This is a genomic window from Flavobacterium ovatum (genome assembly GCF_040703125.1).
Lineage (GTDB): Bacteria > Bacteroidota > Bacteroidia > Flavobacteriales > Flavobacteriaceae > Flavobacterium > Flavobacterium ovatum.
The window spans coordinates 443,082-457,134 of the sequence record NZ_CP160035.1 but is presented as its reverse complement, the minus strand read 5'-3'; the positions used below and the strand labels follow the sequence as shown (position 1 = coordinate 457,134).

12 protein-coding genes are annotated in these 14,053 nt (G+C 31.9%); 10 read left to right on the top strand and 2 right to left on the bottom strand.

Annotation, left to right across the window (positions count from 1 at the left end; genetic code table 11):
• The first annotated feature begins 77 nt into the window (after positions 1–77).
• The 9 genes from ABZP37_RS02015 to ABZP37_RS01975 all read left to right on the top strand — a co-directional run bounded on the left by ABZP37_RS02015 (position 78) and on the right by ABZP37_RS01975 (position 9,324).
• Complete coding sequence (locus ABZP37_RS02015; RefSeq protein WP_366185182.1) at positions 78–812, top strand: type III pantothenate kinase; 735 nt, start codon at positions 78–80, stop codon at positions 810–812.
• The gene (locus tag ABZP37_RS02010; RefSeq protein WP_366185181.1) at positions 805–2,025 is read left to right on the top strand and encodes a hypothetical protein; all 1,221 of its coding nucleotides are present in this window, start codon (positions 805–807) and stop codon (positions 2,023–2,025) included. The genes ABZP37_RS02015 and ABZP37_RS02010 overlap by 8 nt, the downstream gene beginning before the upstream one ends.
• A gap of 35 nt (positions 2,026–2,060) precedes the next feature.
• Entirely contained in the window at positions 2,061–2,615 is a 555-nt protein-coding gene (gene lptC, locus ABZP37_RS02005) for an LPS export ABC transporter periplasmic protein LptC (protein ID WP_366185180.1), read from the top strand.
• A gap of 43 nt (positions 2,616–2,658) precedes the next feature.
• Complete coding sequence (locus tag ABZP37_RS02000; protein ID WP_366185178.1) at positions 2,659–2,853, top strand: hypothetical protein; 195 nt, start codon at positions 2,659–2,661, stop codon at positions 2,851–2,853.
• 3 nt (positions 2,854–2,856) lie between these two features.
• On the top strand, positions 2,857–4,116 hold the full coding sequence (locus ABZP37_RS01995) for a hemolysin family protein (RefSeq protein ID WP_366185176.1): 1,260 nt from the start codon (positions 2,857–2,859) through the stop codon (positions 4,114–4,116).
• Between the two features lie 108 nt (positions 4,117–4,224).
• On the top strand, positions 4,225–6,321 hold the full coding sequence (locus ABZP37_RS01990) for a peptidylprolyl isomerase (protein ID WP_366185175.1): 2,097 nt from the start codon (positions 4,225–4,227) through the stop codon (positions 6,319–6,321).
• Between the two features lie 136 nt (positions 6,322–6,457).
• On the top strand, positions 6,458–8,197 hold the full coding sequence (locus ABZP37_RS01985) for a hypothetical protein (RefSeq protein ID WP_366185174.1): 1,740 nt from the start codon (positions 6,458–6,460) through the stop codon (positions 8,195–8,197).
• Between the two features lie 11 nt (positions 8,198–8,208).
• Entirely contained in the window at positions 8,209–8,766 is a 558-nt protein-coding gene (locus tag ABZP37_RS01980; RefSeq protein ID WP_366185172.1) for a hypothetical protein, read from the top strand.
• 18 nt (positions 8,767–8,784) lie between these two features.
• Positions 8,785–9,324, top strand: a complete 540-nt coding sequence (locus ABZP37_RS01975) for a hypothetical protein (RefSeq protein ID WP_366185170.1) — start codon at positions 8,785–8,787, stop codon at positions 9,322–9,324.
• A 67-nt stretch (positions 9,325–9,391) separates the two neighbouring features.
• On the opposite strand, the gene ABZP37_RS01970 is transcribed toward ABZP37_RS01975, so the two are convergent.
• Both ABZP37_RS01970 and ABZP37_RS01965 read right to left on the bottom strand, forming a co-directional pair.
• Positions 9,392–10,309 (bottom strand): GYDIA family GHMP kinase, encoded by a 918-nt coding sequence (locus ABZP37_RS01970; protein WP_366185169.1) that lies wholly within the window; start codon positions 10,307–10,309, stop codon positions 9,392–9,394.
• Between the two features lie 15 nt (positions 10,310–10,324).
• A complete protein-coding gene (locus tag ABZP37_RS01965) occupies positions 10,325–11,641 on the bottom strand; it encodes a hydroxymethylglutaryl-CoA reductase, degradative (protein ID WP_366185168.1) in 1,317 nt (438 codons plus the stop codon).
• Positions 11,642–11,824: 183 nt separating this feature from the next.
• On the opposite strand from ABZP37_RS01965, the gene ABZP37_RS01960 reads away from it, so the two are divergent.
• Positions 11,825–13,999: a S9 family peptidase gene (locus ABZP37_RS01960; RefSeq protein ID WP_366187459.1), complete on the top strand. Its 2,175-nt coding sequence runs from the start codon at positions 11,825–11,827 to the stop codon at positions 13,997–13,999.
• Positions 14,000–14,053: the final 54 nt, after the last annotated feature.

Genomic DNA, 14,053 nt, shown 5'->3' with positions numbered 1-14,053 from the left:
TAGGATGTTTTTTGGTTTCTCCAAAACATTTTTTTAAAAAAATGTATTCGTATCTTCGCATCATCAAATTTTGAATTATGATTCTAACGATTGATGTTGGTAATACTCGGATTAAAGGTGCTGTTTTTGAAGGAGATACTCTTTTGGAGCAGTTTATTTTTGATAAAAATGAACTTGAAAAAAAAATTGAAAATATTTTAAAAAAATATGAAAATTGTACTTATTTGGTCGTTGCTTCGGTAGGAGATGTAGAAAAACAAGCTTTTCTAACTTTCGAAAAAGATCTAAAAGTGTATTTTATGTCTCATAATGACATTTTTCCATTTGTCAATAAATACGAAACACCTAAAACTTTAGGAATTGACCGCATCGTACTTGCTGCAGGAGCGGTTTTGAAATACCCCAAACAAAATCGATTGGTAATTGATGCAGGGACTTGTGTGACCTACGACTTTATCGATGAGCAGGATAATTATTTGGGAGGTGCTATAAGTCCGGGGATACAATTGCGATATAAAGCATTACATGATTATACGGCTAAATTGCCTTTACTTGATGCTTATTGTCCTCAATCGTTTATTGGTGGCTCAACAAAGGATTCAATTCACTCTGGAGTTGTAAATGGATTGGTCTATGAAATAAATGGTTTTGTAGAGGAATATCAAGGGATTGCCTCAAACTTTATCATAATTTTAACGGGTGGTGATACAGATTTTTTGGCTAAACGATTAAAAAATACCATATTTGCCAATTCAAATTTCCTTTTAGAGAGTTTGAGTCAAACTTTTCAATATAAAATCAAATATGATTAAAAAAATTATACTAAGTCTTTGTTTGCTCGTAGGGCTACTGACTTTTGCTCAAGAAGGTTCGTCTTCGCCTTATTCTTTTTATGGTATTGGAGAAGTTCGATTTAAAGGGACTGCTGATGTTCGTTCTATGGGTGGTGTTGCAGTTGAGCAAGATAGTATTCATATTAACTTAGAGAATCCAGCTAGTTTTTCGAATTTGAAATTGACTTCATTTGCAGTGGGTGGAAGTTCTAATACAACGACTTTAAAAACGGATTCAGTATCTGAAAAAGCAAGAAGATCTACATTGGATTATATGGCGGTAGGATTGCCGTTAGGTAAATTTGGAGTTGGTTTTGGTTTAATTCCATATTCTTCTGTGGGCTATAAAGTAAAAACTATTGCTGATGACAGCTCAACCAATAGTAAAACATTGAGTAGTACAGGAGGAGTGAGTAAAGCTTTTCTTGGAGTGGGGTATAAAATCACGCCTAAGTTAAGTGTGGGTGCTGATTTTAATTATAATTTTGGAACTATAAAAGTCATAAATTCTGAAACCAATAGTGATGTAGAATCAGGAACACGTGAAACAAATACCGCTAAATTGTCTGGCGTGAATTTTAATCTTGGGACAATGTATCAAACTAAGTTAAATAAAACATTAAGTATATATAGTAGTTTGAATTATACAATAGCGAATGATTTGAATTCAAAAAACACTAGAGTGATTGAAACAAGCTCTGAAACTAATAATGTAGTGCAGCCTAATGAGGCCATTTCATTTTCGTCTAAAATTAGTGTAAGTGCTGGTATAGGTCAAGTGAAAAAATGGTTAATAGGAGGAAGGTTAGTTTATCAAGATGCTTCTGATTTGTCTAATGGTTACAATAGGACTTCTAATGTGACTTATGGAACGTCTGGAAGTGCAAGTCTAGGAGGTTACTTTATCCCAGATTACAGCTCATTTACTAGTTATCCAAAACGTATTGTATATCGTGGAGGTCTTAAATATGAAAAAACTGGTTTAGTGATTAATTCAGAATCCATAGATAATGTTGGGTTTACATTAGGTTTAGGTTTGCCAATTACGGGATCTTTTTCGAATATTAATATCGGATTTGAAATGGGTAAAAGAGGGACAACTTCGTCTGGGCTGATTCAAGAAAACTATGCTAATATTAGTGTTGGGTTGTCGCTAAATGATAAATGGTTTGAAAAGCGTAAATTTAATTAAAAACGGTTTAAGCTTTCATCTAGTATATTTAATCAATGAATTTTAGAAAAGAAAACAAGATGGTTTATATAGTCACAGCTTTTGCTGTGATTCTCTTTTTTGGGTGTGAAAGCAATTTTAAGGAGATTCAAAAGATAAATTATTCAGAGTTTACCCCAGGAGGTGATGCGGATAATGTGAATTTGAAATATACAGATTCAGGCTTGATCAAAATGATTTTGTTGAGCCCTAAAATGCTAGATTATTCAAATGTAAATTTTCCTTTTACAGAATTTCCTAAAGGGATTGATTTGACTTTATATGACGCGCAAGCAAAAACAACTCGCATCACTGCTAAATATGCCGTTTCCTATGGTTTGACAAATATAATAGATTTGCAAGGGAAAGTCAAGATCGTTTCGCAACAAGGGCAAACTCTTGAAACAGAACAATTGTTCTATGATCAAAAGAATGAATGGTTTTTTACTGAAAAAAAGTTTAAATTTACAGACCTCAAAGGGACTTCAAATGGTCAAGGAATTGATTTTAGTAAAGATTTTAAAATCATCAATTCACAAAAAATTACTGGAGAATTAGAATCCGAAGAATAAATTGTACTTAATGTATATAACTTATAATTGAAATTGCAGTCGAATGAATTACTTAAAATATACCCCATACATTTATCTTGTTTTTGCTATCTACTTTATTTATGAGGGGGTGATGAAATGGAATGAATCTGAAAATAAGCCTTGGTTGCATTTTGTGATTGCAGGAATGGCTATATTCATGTTTTTCTTCCGTAGAAAATTCGCCAAGAAGATTAATGATCAAAATAAAAAATCATAATACATGGAAATTAGTATTATAATATTGTGTTTAATACTAAGTGCTTTTTTTTCAGGGATGGAAATTGCATTTATTTCATCCAATAAAATATATCTAGAAATTGAAAAAAAACAAAACAATTTTCTTTCTAAGATTTTAACCAAACTCACGGAGAAACCTTCTAAGTTTATTGCAGCAATGCTTATTGGTAACAATATAGCCTTAGTTGTTTATGGTTTTTTTATGGGAGATTTGTTGATGCGGTGGATAGATTCTTTGTCTTTTGAATTATCTAATGTTTCGAATCTGTTTTTGCAGACTGTTTTATCAACTTTGATTGTGTTGATTACTGCGGAGTTTTTCCCAAAAGTTTTTTTTCAAATTTATGCCAACTCATTAATTAAAGTTTTTGCTATTCCGGCCTATTTTTTTTACAGACTTTTTTATTATTTGTCTTCGTTTTTTATTTGGGTATCAGATTTTATCCTGAAAAAATTTTTCAGAACCGAAGGAGATCAAGTTCAAATGTATTTTAGTAAGGTTGAATTAGGAGATTATATTACGGAACAAATGAGCACGGTAGAAGATGATCAAGAGATGGATTCTGAAATTCAAATGTTTCAAAATGCTTTGGATTTTTCGAGTGTTAAGGCCCGGGATATTATGAGTCCGCGTACAGAGATTGAAGCGATAGATTTGTTTGATTCAGTCAAAGAATTGAAGGATTTATTTATTGAAACAGGTTATTCCAAAATTCTAGTTTATCAAAATTCACTGGATGATATTGTTGGTTATGTGCATTCATTCGATTTATTCAAGAAACCTAAGAATATAAAATCTGTTGTTATTCCAGTTGAATTTGTTCCTGAAACTATTTTCATTAAAGATGTAATGAATTTGTTGACCAAAAAAAGAAAAAGTGTAGCCGTTGTACTTGATGAATACGGTGGGACTTCTGGGATTATTACAATCGAAGATATTGTAGAGGAGCTTTTTGGTGAAATTGAAGATGAACACGATTCAGATGAAGAATTGATTGAAAAAGAGATTGATGAAAACACATATTTATTTTCTGCTCGTTTTGATGTGGAGTATTTGAATCAAACGTATAAATTAAATATTCCGGAGAGTGGTTCTTATGGAACATTGGGAGGTTTTATTGTAGATTTCACAAAAGATATCCCTCAAATTGGAGAAGTAATCATTATTGGAGAGTATCATTTTGTTATAGAAGAGGCCACAAATAAAAAAATAGAATTGGTCAAAATGACCTTAAAAGAGTAATTTTTTTTATTCTAGCAATTTTTTTGCAAAATAAAAGGGTACAATTGTAAATATTAATCATATAATTGTATTTTCGCAAACTGAATATAAAATAAACAACAATATAAAATGGCAGTTTTATCAAAAATTAGACAACGTTCCGCTTTAATGATTGCAGTTATCGCATTGGCTTTATTTGCATTTATCATTGGTGATTTGTTCAAAAGCGGTAGCTTTAGCAGTACCTCTAAAGATGTAGGAAGTGTGAATGGAAAAGATATTTCATTTGAAGATTTTAGAGTAAAAGTAAGTAATGTCGAAAAAAGTGGTCAAGGTATTACTGGTACTGCTGCGGCTAATAGAGTTTGGGACGAAGAAGTTTCAGTAGCTCTATTGACTTCTGAATTTGACAAACTTGGTTTAAGAGTTGGAGAAAAACACTTAATCGAAGTTTTGAAAGCAGATCCAAACATTGGTCAAAATCCACAGTTTTTAAACGGTGCTGGAATTTTTGATTTAGCTAAATTTAAAGATTTTTTCAAATCTAATCCTGATTTAGCGGCAAGCTTAAAAGAAAGAGAAGTTAGTGCAGAATTGAATGCGAAATTTCAAATCTATAATACTTTAGTAAAAGCAGGTAGCTATACTACTAAAAGTGAAGGAAAATTGAAATATGAAATGGAAGCTAACAAAGTGAGTTTTGCTTACGTTGCAGGTTTGTATTCGACTATTAAAGATAGTGATGTAAAAGTATCTGATAGTGACATCTTGGACTACATGAAGAAAAACGAGAAAAAATTCAAATCTGAAGAATCTCGTGAGATTGAATATGTATTAGTTGAAGATAAGCCGTCTGCTGAAGATGTAGCTGATGTAAAAGCAAAAGTAACAGGATTATTAGCTGGAAGTGTAGTATACAACCAAGCTACTGGTAAAAACGATACTTTGTCAGGGTTTAGATCTGCTAAGAATATTGCTGAGTTTGTAAATTCAAATTCTGATATCCCTTACGATTCTACTTATATTGCTAAAAACCGTTTGCCTGCTGTAGATGCAGATAAATTATACAATTTAGCTCCAGGTGAGATTTATGGACCTTATGTAAATGGAGGTTACTATTGCATTTCTAAATCATTAGGTAAAAAGAGTGGTGTAAATGCAAAAGCTAGTCATATCTTAATTAGTTATGAAGGAACTCAAGTTCCCAACCAAAAAGAAAAAAGAAGTAAGGATCAAGCTCGTGCTAAAGCAGAAGGATTGTTTGCTCAAGTAAATGCTAATCCAGAAAGCTTCTTAATGTTGGCTTACACAAGTTCAGATGATTCTTCAGCGCAACAAGGTGGAGATTTAGGAAACTTTGGACCTGGTCAAATGGTTAAACCATTTAATGATTTTGTATTTAATAACCCAATTGGGAAAATCGGTTTAGTTGAAACTGATTTTGGATACCATATCATCAAAATTACTGATAAACAAGACGGAGTTCGTTTGGCTACTGTAGCACAAAAAATCCAACCATCAGAAGCTACTTCTGATAGAATATTTACACAAGCTACTCAATTTGAAATGGGAGCTGCTGACAAAGATTTTAATCAAGTTGCCAAAACAATGGGCTTGACTGTTAGTCCTGCAGTATCTGTATCGGCAATGGATGAGAATTTTAGTTCTTTAGGCAATCAAAGAGCAATCGTAAGATGGGGATTTGATGGTGATACTGAAGTAGGTTCAATAAAACGTTTTGAAGTGGCTAATGTAGGACACGTAATTGCAAGATTAAAATCAGTTGACGATTCAGGATTAGCTCCATTAAGTCAAGTAAGACCTTACGTTGAATCTATCTTGAAAAATAAGAAAAAAGCGGAATTGATCAAAGCTAAAATGGCTGGTAACTCTATAGAGACTATCGCTAAAGCTGTTGGAGCAACTGTTCAACAAGCTACAGAGGTTACTTTGGATAATCCAATGTTAGAGAATGTTGGTCAAGAACCTAAAGTAGTTGGTAATGCATTTGCTTTAGCAGCAAATAAACTTTCAGCTCCAATTGAAGGTACTACTGGAGTTTATGTTGTAAAAAACACAAATACTGTAAAAGCACCAGCGATTCAAGATTACACTCCTTATGTAGCTAAGTTAAAAGCACAGTCTGCAGGTGATGCAAATAGAATTTTGCCTGTATTGAAAGATAAAGCTAAAATAGAAGATAATAGAAGACAATTTAATTTCTAATCTTACCTAATAATTATTATATTCAAAAAAAATCCGATGCGAGAGCATCGGATTTTTTTGTGAGTTTAATAATATGTTAAATCTTATTTTATTTTTGTTGATTTATTTTTGCATTGATTTTTTATCTACATTTGAAATGAAAAATAATCAGTTTAATCTTAAAAAGAAATATGAAAACAAAACAAAACAAAACAAAACAAAACAAAACAAAACAAAACAAAACAAAACAAAACAAAACAAAATTTTTATAGCTCTAATCTTGCTATGTTTTTTTACATTTTCTTGTGAAAATGTAAATTTAGAAAAAGAAAATTCGTTAAAAGCAGAAAAAAATATCGAAAGTTATAACGATGATGTTGTTTTGAAAAATGGTAGATTGTCATTTAGTAGTAAAGAGTCTATATCGAAGGTTTTTCAAAAATATGTAAATGCTTCCGAAGACAGCATTGTAGGATTTCTTAACGGCTATTATAGAAATGATTTTCGTTCTTTACGACCAATTGTTAATGAAAGTAATGAGTCACTTGTTTATTTATTTTATAAAAATAAATTTGATTCTACCCAATTAAAAAAAGCAAATCTTAAAGTTGGTAATGACGCTGATCCCTTGGATTATTTAGATTATATTGAAGAAGTTGTTGGTGATGATACATTTGCCGCATTTTTAAATGCAGATGGAGAGATTCAAGTTTCTAGCGAAATCTATAAATATACTGATGTGGGGTTGTTTATTGTTAATGAGACAAAATATCAGGTTTTAATTGACTATTTGAATTCTCAAAATATTTCAACAGATTTAATATTTCCAACTTCGGATGTTAATAAATTAAGAATCAATAATTTGTTTCCAAATGAGGGAGTTTCTGCTATAGACAGTGATATATCTTATTTTAAAATTAAGGAGGAGATTCCCACCACTGGCAACACCACTAGAATAGGAAAGAATACATCAGTTACAGCAAGAACTGAAGTTGACCCTGGTTATAATTCTTTTTTGTCTAATTTAAGTTCTTGTGATCCTCATAGTGGTATTTTTGGGAATTTGTTTGGTGATAATGATGTTTGTATAGATAAATATGAATCTAGAAGGAGAGTAAAAACTAAAGCTTTCAATTATAATTATTTATTAGTTTATCATTTGGGAGTAAAGTGTGTTCATCAGTATAGAGGTTGGACAGGTCTTTGGAGAGTTGAAGCAACAGATGAGATTAAACTAATAGTCGAAGCAGCTCAATTTCAATATGATTTAGATGTGCTTTCAGGTAATACAATTATAAATAATCAAACAAAGGAACGTAGTTATTTTATGAACAATCAAAAAATATTTTATTCTGGCCCCAACAATATTAATTTTTTAAACGAATGGGGAGTGCCTATTGTTAGTTATACAAATTTAACAAGTTTACCTCAACTATTTCAAGATAACTTAACCATCGAATTCTTTAGTACTGGTTGGGATTGGTTAGATGGTGCAGTGAAAAACGGAATTGATAGTAATACAAAAGCAAGTAAATTTAATGAGTGGTTTTATAATGGATTGTATTCTACAGTTACTTCACAAATTAAAAGTGCAATTGGTAATAATGCAGTAGTACCTTCAAATAGAACATTTGTTGCTAAGTTCCCAGAAAACGGAAAAATGATTATACAGAAATCTGTTTTGGATCAAGGTTTCAACATTGGAGTAAGGGAGAAAACTTTTGATTGGGGTGCTAATATTTGTTTTTCTGGAAGTGGTTCGGATGGTTGGAATATTAAGCCTAATTTAGGGTGTAATATTTTAGTTAAGCCTACCAATTTTAGAGTTAAAATAATTGGTGCTGTTCGAAACGGATCACAATGGCATGGTAGTAAATTCACTGATGGAATTGATTAGATAATGATTTTATGAAGCTATTAATAGTACTTGTAGTTTTAATGAACTCAATTTTTATTCTTTCACAAAATAGGGATAAAAGACATGTTACCGAATATTTAAATATGACTTCTTTTTCTATTTCAAAAAACTTTGAAAATTATTACTTTAAAACAGATAAAGATAAAAGTAATGGTAATAGTTTTGGATTTGATTTAAATACTATTCATGGAATAAAATTTTTTGAGCGAATGTCAGTATCTGCTGGTCTTTCTTTAGATTGGAATATAAACCGAACTTTTTTATCTACACCTTATATTATAGACTTTCGTGTTTTTTCAAATCGAAGTATGGAAGATGGATTTTTTGCTTATTTACAAACTGGAAAAAATATTAAATGGTCAAGTTCGTTTGATGAAAATGGAGGTACATCTAAATTAGGAATAGGCATAATCGTTAGGCAAAGTGACAAAAGCAGTATTTACTTAGATTTGTTTAAAAAATCAAAGCAAATTGAGACTGACGAATTTGAAAACAAAGGTACTTATAGAATAAATGGTTTTGGACTTTCTATGGGGGTAATTTTTTAACAATTTGAAACAAGATAAATGAAATCAATAATTAAGATGATTTTTTTAATAGGTATTTACATTTCTGTAAATGCTCAAAATGAAGGTGTAGAAAAGTCTATGTACACAATACAAACTGGTGTTCTAGGAATTTGGTTGAATCATGAATGTAAAATCACTAACGAGATTAGTTTGCGTACAGAAATTGGTTTAGATGGAGGAATTTCTGTTGGAAACAAAACTATTTATGGTTTAGCTCCAAAAATAGCGATAGAACCAAGATGGTATTATAACATGGATAAAAGAATAACTAATGGTAAGTTTACAAATAACAATAGTGCTAACTTTATTACGGTAGGAGTTAGCTATATTTCAGATTGGTTTGCAATTGCAAATCAAAAGAATGTAACCGCAGCTAACCAAGTAACTATAATTCCAAAGTGGGGGATTCGAAGAACGATTTCAAAAAGTAATTTTAATTATGAAGTTGGGATAGGCATCGGGAGAAGATATTTTTTTGACAATAAATCTTGGGATTCAACAGGAGATTTACATTTAAGAATAGGATATACATTATAATAAAAATGATGTTTCATAAAATCCGATGTGAGAACATCGGATTTTTTTTGTGGATTAAAGTTTTTGTTTACTCTAATATCAACTGGTCGAAAGTAAACATAATAGAAAACCCTTTTTCAAAAAAGTAATCTGCTGGATTTTTAGGAGAAATTACCATAACGAAATCTCCTCCCCAAGCACCAAGACTTTTTATCGTTCCTTTGAAATCAGGAAAAAGTAATTCTTTTACGGTACAGGTTTCTAGTAGATGGCTCATTTTAGCTTCGTGTCTTTCAATGGCATGACGAAAAGATTCTACTGTGCTGGCATGAATTACCTCTTGAGTAATTAAGTTGTTTTTGGCGATACTACTATCTAAGTTTTGATTTTTATTGACGTTATAGTTAGCAATCGCTGTTTTACTACTTTGTTTTCTGTTTAAGTAAACAAAGTAGATTTCGTTAGTATATTCTGGATCAAATGTAATTTTTTCGACAATTGGCTTTCCATTCTCTAGTTGATAGAGAATAGGACTATCATTTTGAGCACAAGCAATATCGTAACCACTACCCCCAAAACTTGTATTTAATAGTTCGAATGCGTCGATACTAAGCCATTGCGCAATATTATTGATTAAAGTTGATGATGTACCTAGTCCCCATTTTCTGGAAAAAGTAAGTTCTGTTTGAATGTTATATCCTTGGTTCAAATTTATGAATTCCGGATTCTGTAAATAGGCTTGATACAATATTGTCGTCAAAGTGTTTTTTACAGTTTCTGTTTCTGTGGGAATATAATTGGTAATGTCTGTAAATAAAATGGTATCTTCAAACCATACACTTCCATCGGAATCATAACTTTTCCATTGAATTTTTTGGTTTTCGCCATCTTCAATAATCAAATTTTGACCTAATTGTGTTGGAAGAGCAAAGGCTTTAGCGCCATCTAAAACTAGATATTCACCTGTAATTAAAAGTTTACCGTTGCTGTAAAATGTTTTTTTCATGTAAATTTTGTCTAATTATTTTCTAAGGTTTTCAACAAAATTGACAACGCCACTATGAGAAACCACATGATGTTTAAAATGTTTTCGAACTTGAAGGCTTTCATCATCTGTTGCTTCCAATTGATTGAGCATATTGTTCAAGTGCATTTTCATATGTCCTTCTTGAATGCCAGAAGTCGTTAAAGAGCGCAATGCGGCAAAGTTTTGGGCTAGACCTGCTACGGCTACAAATTGCATTAATTCTCCCGCTGAAGGGTTTTCAAGCATTTCTAACGATAGTTTAACTAAAGGATGCAAACTAGTCAATCCGCCAACGGTTCCTAACGCCAATGGTACTTCTAACCAAAATGAAAAAATTCCGTTTTCTATTTTAGCATGCGATAAACTGGAATATTGTCCAGACCTTGCCGCATAAGCATGTACGCCTGCTTCAACAGCGCGGAAATCATTTCCAGTAGCGATAATAACTGCGTCAATTCCGTTCATGATTCCTTTGTTGTGTGTTACCGCACGATAAGGTTCTACTTCAGCAATTTGAACAGCTTGTACAAACCGTTCCGCAAAATCATGAGGATTTTGAATGTGTTTTTCCTCTAATTCGTCGACTGGGCAGGAAACTTCCGCTCTTACGATACAATTAGGCACATAATTGGAAAGAATGCTCATGATTACTTGGATGTCTTTTTCTGTTTCTGAGAACAATTCAAAGTTTTGAGATTCCCTTTTTAAAGTGTTTGCAAATTGTTCCAAACAAGAATTGATGAAATTAGCACCCATGCTGTCTTTGGTTTCAAAAGTTGCATGTAGTTGGTAATAATTGTCAATCAAATTAGTTTTGTCTCTCAATTCGATATCTAGAATTCCACCACCACGTTTTTGCATATTGGTAGTAATGTTTTCGGTATCGGCAAAAAACTTGGATTTAGTTTGAGCAAAAAATAATTCTAATTTTGAAACATCTCCTTGGTATATAAAATGGACTTGTCCAATTTTCTCGGTGTTAATTACAGTTGTTTTAAATCCGCCACGAGTGGACCAGAATTTAGCAGCTTTGGATGCAGCGGCAACAACTGAGCTCTCTTCGATCGCCATAGGAATGGTACTGTACTTTCCGTTGATTAAAAAATTAGGCGCTACACCTAGTGGAATGTAGAAGTTAGTAATCGTATTTTCAATGAATTCATCATGGAGTTTCTGAATTTTAGGGTCTGAGTTCCAGTATTTTTTTAGGAGGGAAACAGCTTGCTCAGGTGTAGAAAAATACGCTTCGGCAATCCAGTTTATTTTTTCTTCTTTGGATAATTTTGAAAATCCGGAAAAGGGTTGATTCATTCTATGATAGATTAAAACATAATTAGCTGCAAAGATACATTTTTAGGACTTTTATTCGGTACAATTTAAAAAGCTAAGGCTAAGGTTAGAGAATTATTTTAAGGGATTTAACGTATTCAATAGGAAATAAGTGTAAAATTTTTACTAAAATTGATGTTTCATATTTACATTAAATTACCATACATGAATATTCGTTGTTTTTCGCTTCTGTTTCTACTATTGAGTGGGACTTTTTTTGCCCAACAAAAGATAACTATCGAAGATATTTATAGTGGTGCTTTTCAGCAGCAAGGAATGGAGGAATTCCAATCTTTGAAGAAAACTAGCCAATATACGGTCTTAAATCACGATAATTCCAGTTCCAAAATTCAGATTGATTTGTATGATTTTGCTAGTTTAAAAAAAGTAGCGACTTTATTTGATACTAAAAATTACAGCAGGTTGCCCCGCGTGGAAAGATATTCTTTTGATCCTTCGGAGCGTCTGATTTTATTGGCATGTAATGAAAATTCCATTTATCGACACTCTTTTACAGCGGATTATTTTTTATATGATATTGATAAAAAGGAATTGACAAAAGTGTTTAATTCACCTGTTCAAGAACCTACTTTTTCTCCAGACGGAAAGAAAATTGCATTTGCAAAAGACAATAATCTTTATGTATATGATCTGGGCACTAAAACAATAACTACCATAACAACGGATGGAAAGAAAAATGAAATCATAAACGGAATTTGTGATTGGGTGTATGAAGAAGAATTTTCATTTGTTAGAGCTTTCGACTGGAGTGCGGATAGTAAAAAACTAGCCTATATTCGTTTTGACGAAAACCAAGTGCCTGAATTTTCAATGACTGTTTATGGTGCGAATTTATATCCATCTATTGAAACGATAAAGTATCCAAAAGCAGGTGAGCATAATTCAATGGTTTCTTTACATATTTATGATGTAGTTTCTAAAGAAACACAAAAAGTAAACTTAGAGAACTATAATGATTTTTATATTCCAAGAATTAAATGGACGAATGACGCAAAGCTGTTGTCAGTTAAGATTCTGAACCGTCATCAAAATAATTTAGATTTACTATTTGTAGATGTTACGACAGGAACGACAAAAGTTGTTTTGAATGAGAAGAACAAAAAATATATAGACTTTGTTGATACAGATAACCTTTATTTTTTATCCGATAATCGCTTTATTTGGACAACTGAAAAAGACGGTTTTAACCATATTTATTTGTATGACAAAACAGGGAAGTTGATCAGCCAGATTACCAGAGGGAATTGGGAGGTGACGAGTCTTTACGGTTTGGATGAAAAAAACAAGAAAGTTTACTACGAATCAGTTGAAAACGGTTCGACTAATCGAGATGTATATAGTATTGGTTTGGACGGAACAAATAATACGCGGTTATCCAAAAGGTCAGGGACAAATACCGCTACTTTTAGTCCTGATTATAGATATTATGTCAATATTTTTTCATCAGCTACTCAACCTACTATTTACACCTTAAATGATTCTAAAACTGGTAGAGAATTACAACTTATAGAAAATAACGAGGATTTAGTAGTCCGTTTAAGGGGGTATGATTTACCGGTAAAGGAGTTTTTTACTCTAAAAACTAAAGGTGGAAATGAATTAAATGCGTGGATGATTAAGCCTAAAAATTTTAATGCTTCTAAGAAATATCCAGTTTTTATGTATCAATATTCTGGACCAGGTTATCAAAAAGTTAAAAATGATTGGAATAGTTATGATGATTATTGGTTTATGATGTTGGCACAACAAGGTTATATTGTAGCCTGTGTTGACGGTAGAGGAACGGGATATAAAGGAGAATCATTCAAAAAAGTAACCTATAAACAATTAGGTAAATATGAGCTTGAAGATCAAATCGAAGCCGCTAAAATATTCGGGTCTTATAATTATGTTGATGCAAGTAGAATTGGGATTTTTGGTTGGTCCTTTGGAGGGTTTATGGCTGCCAATTGTATTTTAAAGGGAGGTGATGTTTTTAAAATGGCAATTGCAGTAGCTCCGGTGACCAATTGGCGTTTTTATGATTCGGTTTATACAGAAAGATATATGCAAACGCCACAGGAAAATCCAAGTGGGTATGATGATAATTCTCCAATTAATTTTGCGAGTCAATTAAAAGGAAAGTTTTTGTTGATCCATGGTAGCGCTGATGATAACGTACATGTACAAAATTCAATGCTAATGATGGAAGCATTAATTCAAGCAAATAAACAATTTGATTCACAGATTTATCCAGACAAAAATCACGGTATTTTTGGAGGAATGACCAGAATTCAATTGTATCATAAGATGACAAATTTTATCAAAGAGAGTCTGTAATCTGTTTTTTAGATTATTTTTACAAATGAACAGTAACTATTTATTTTAAATTAG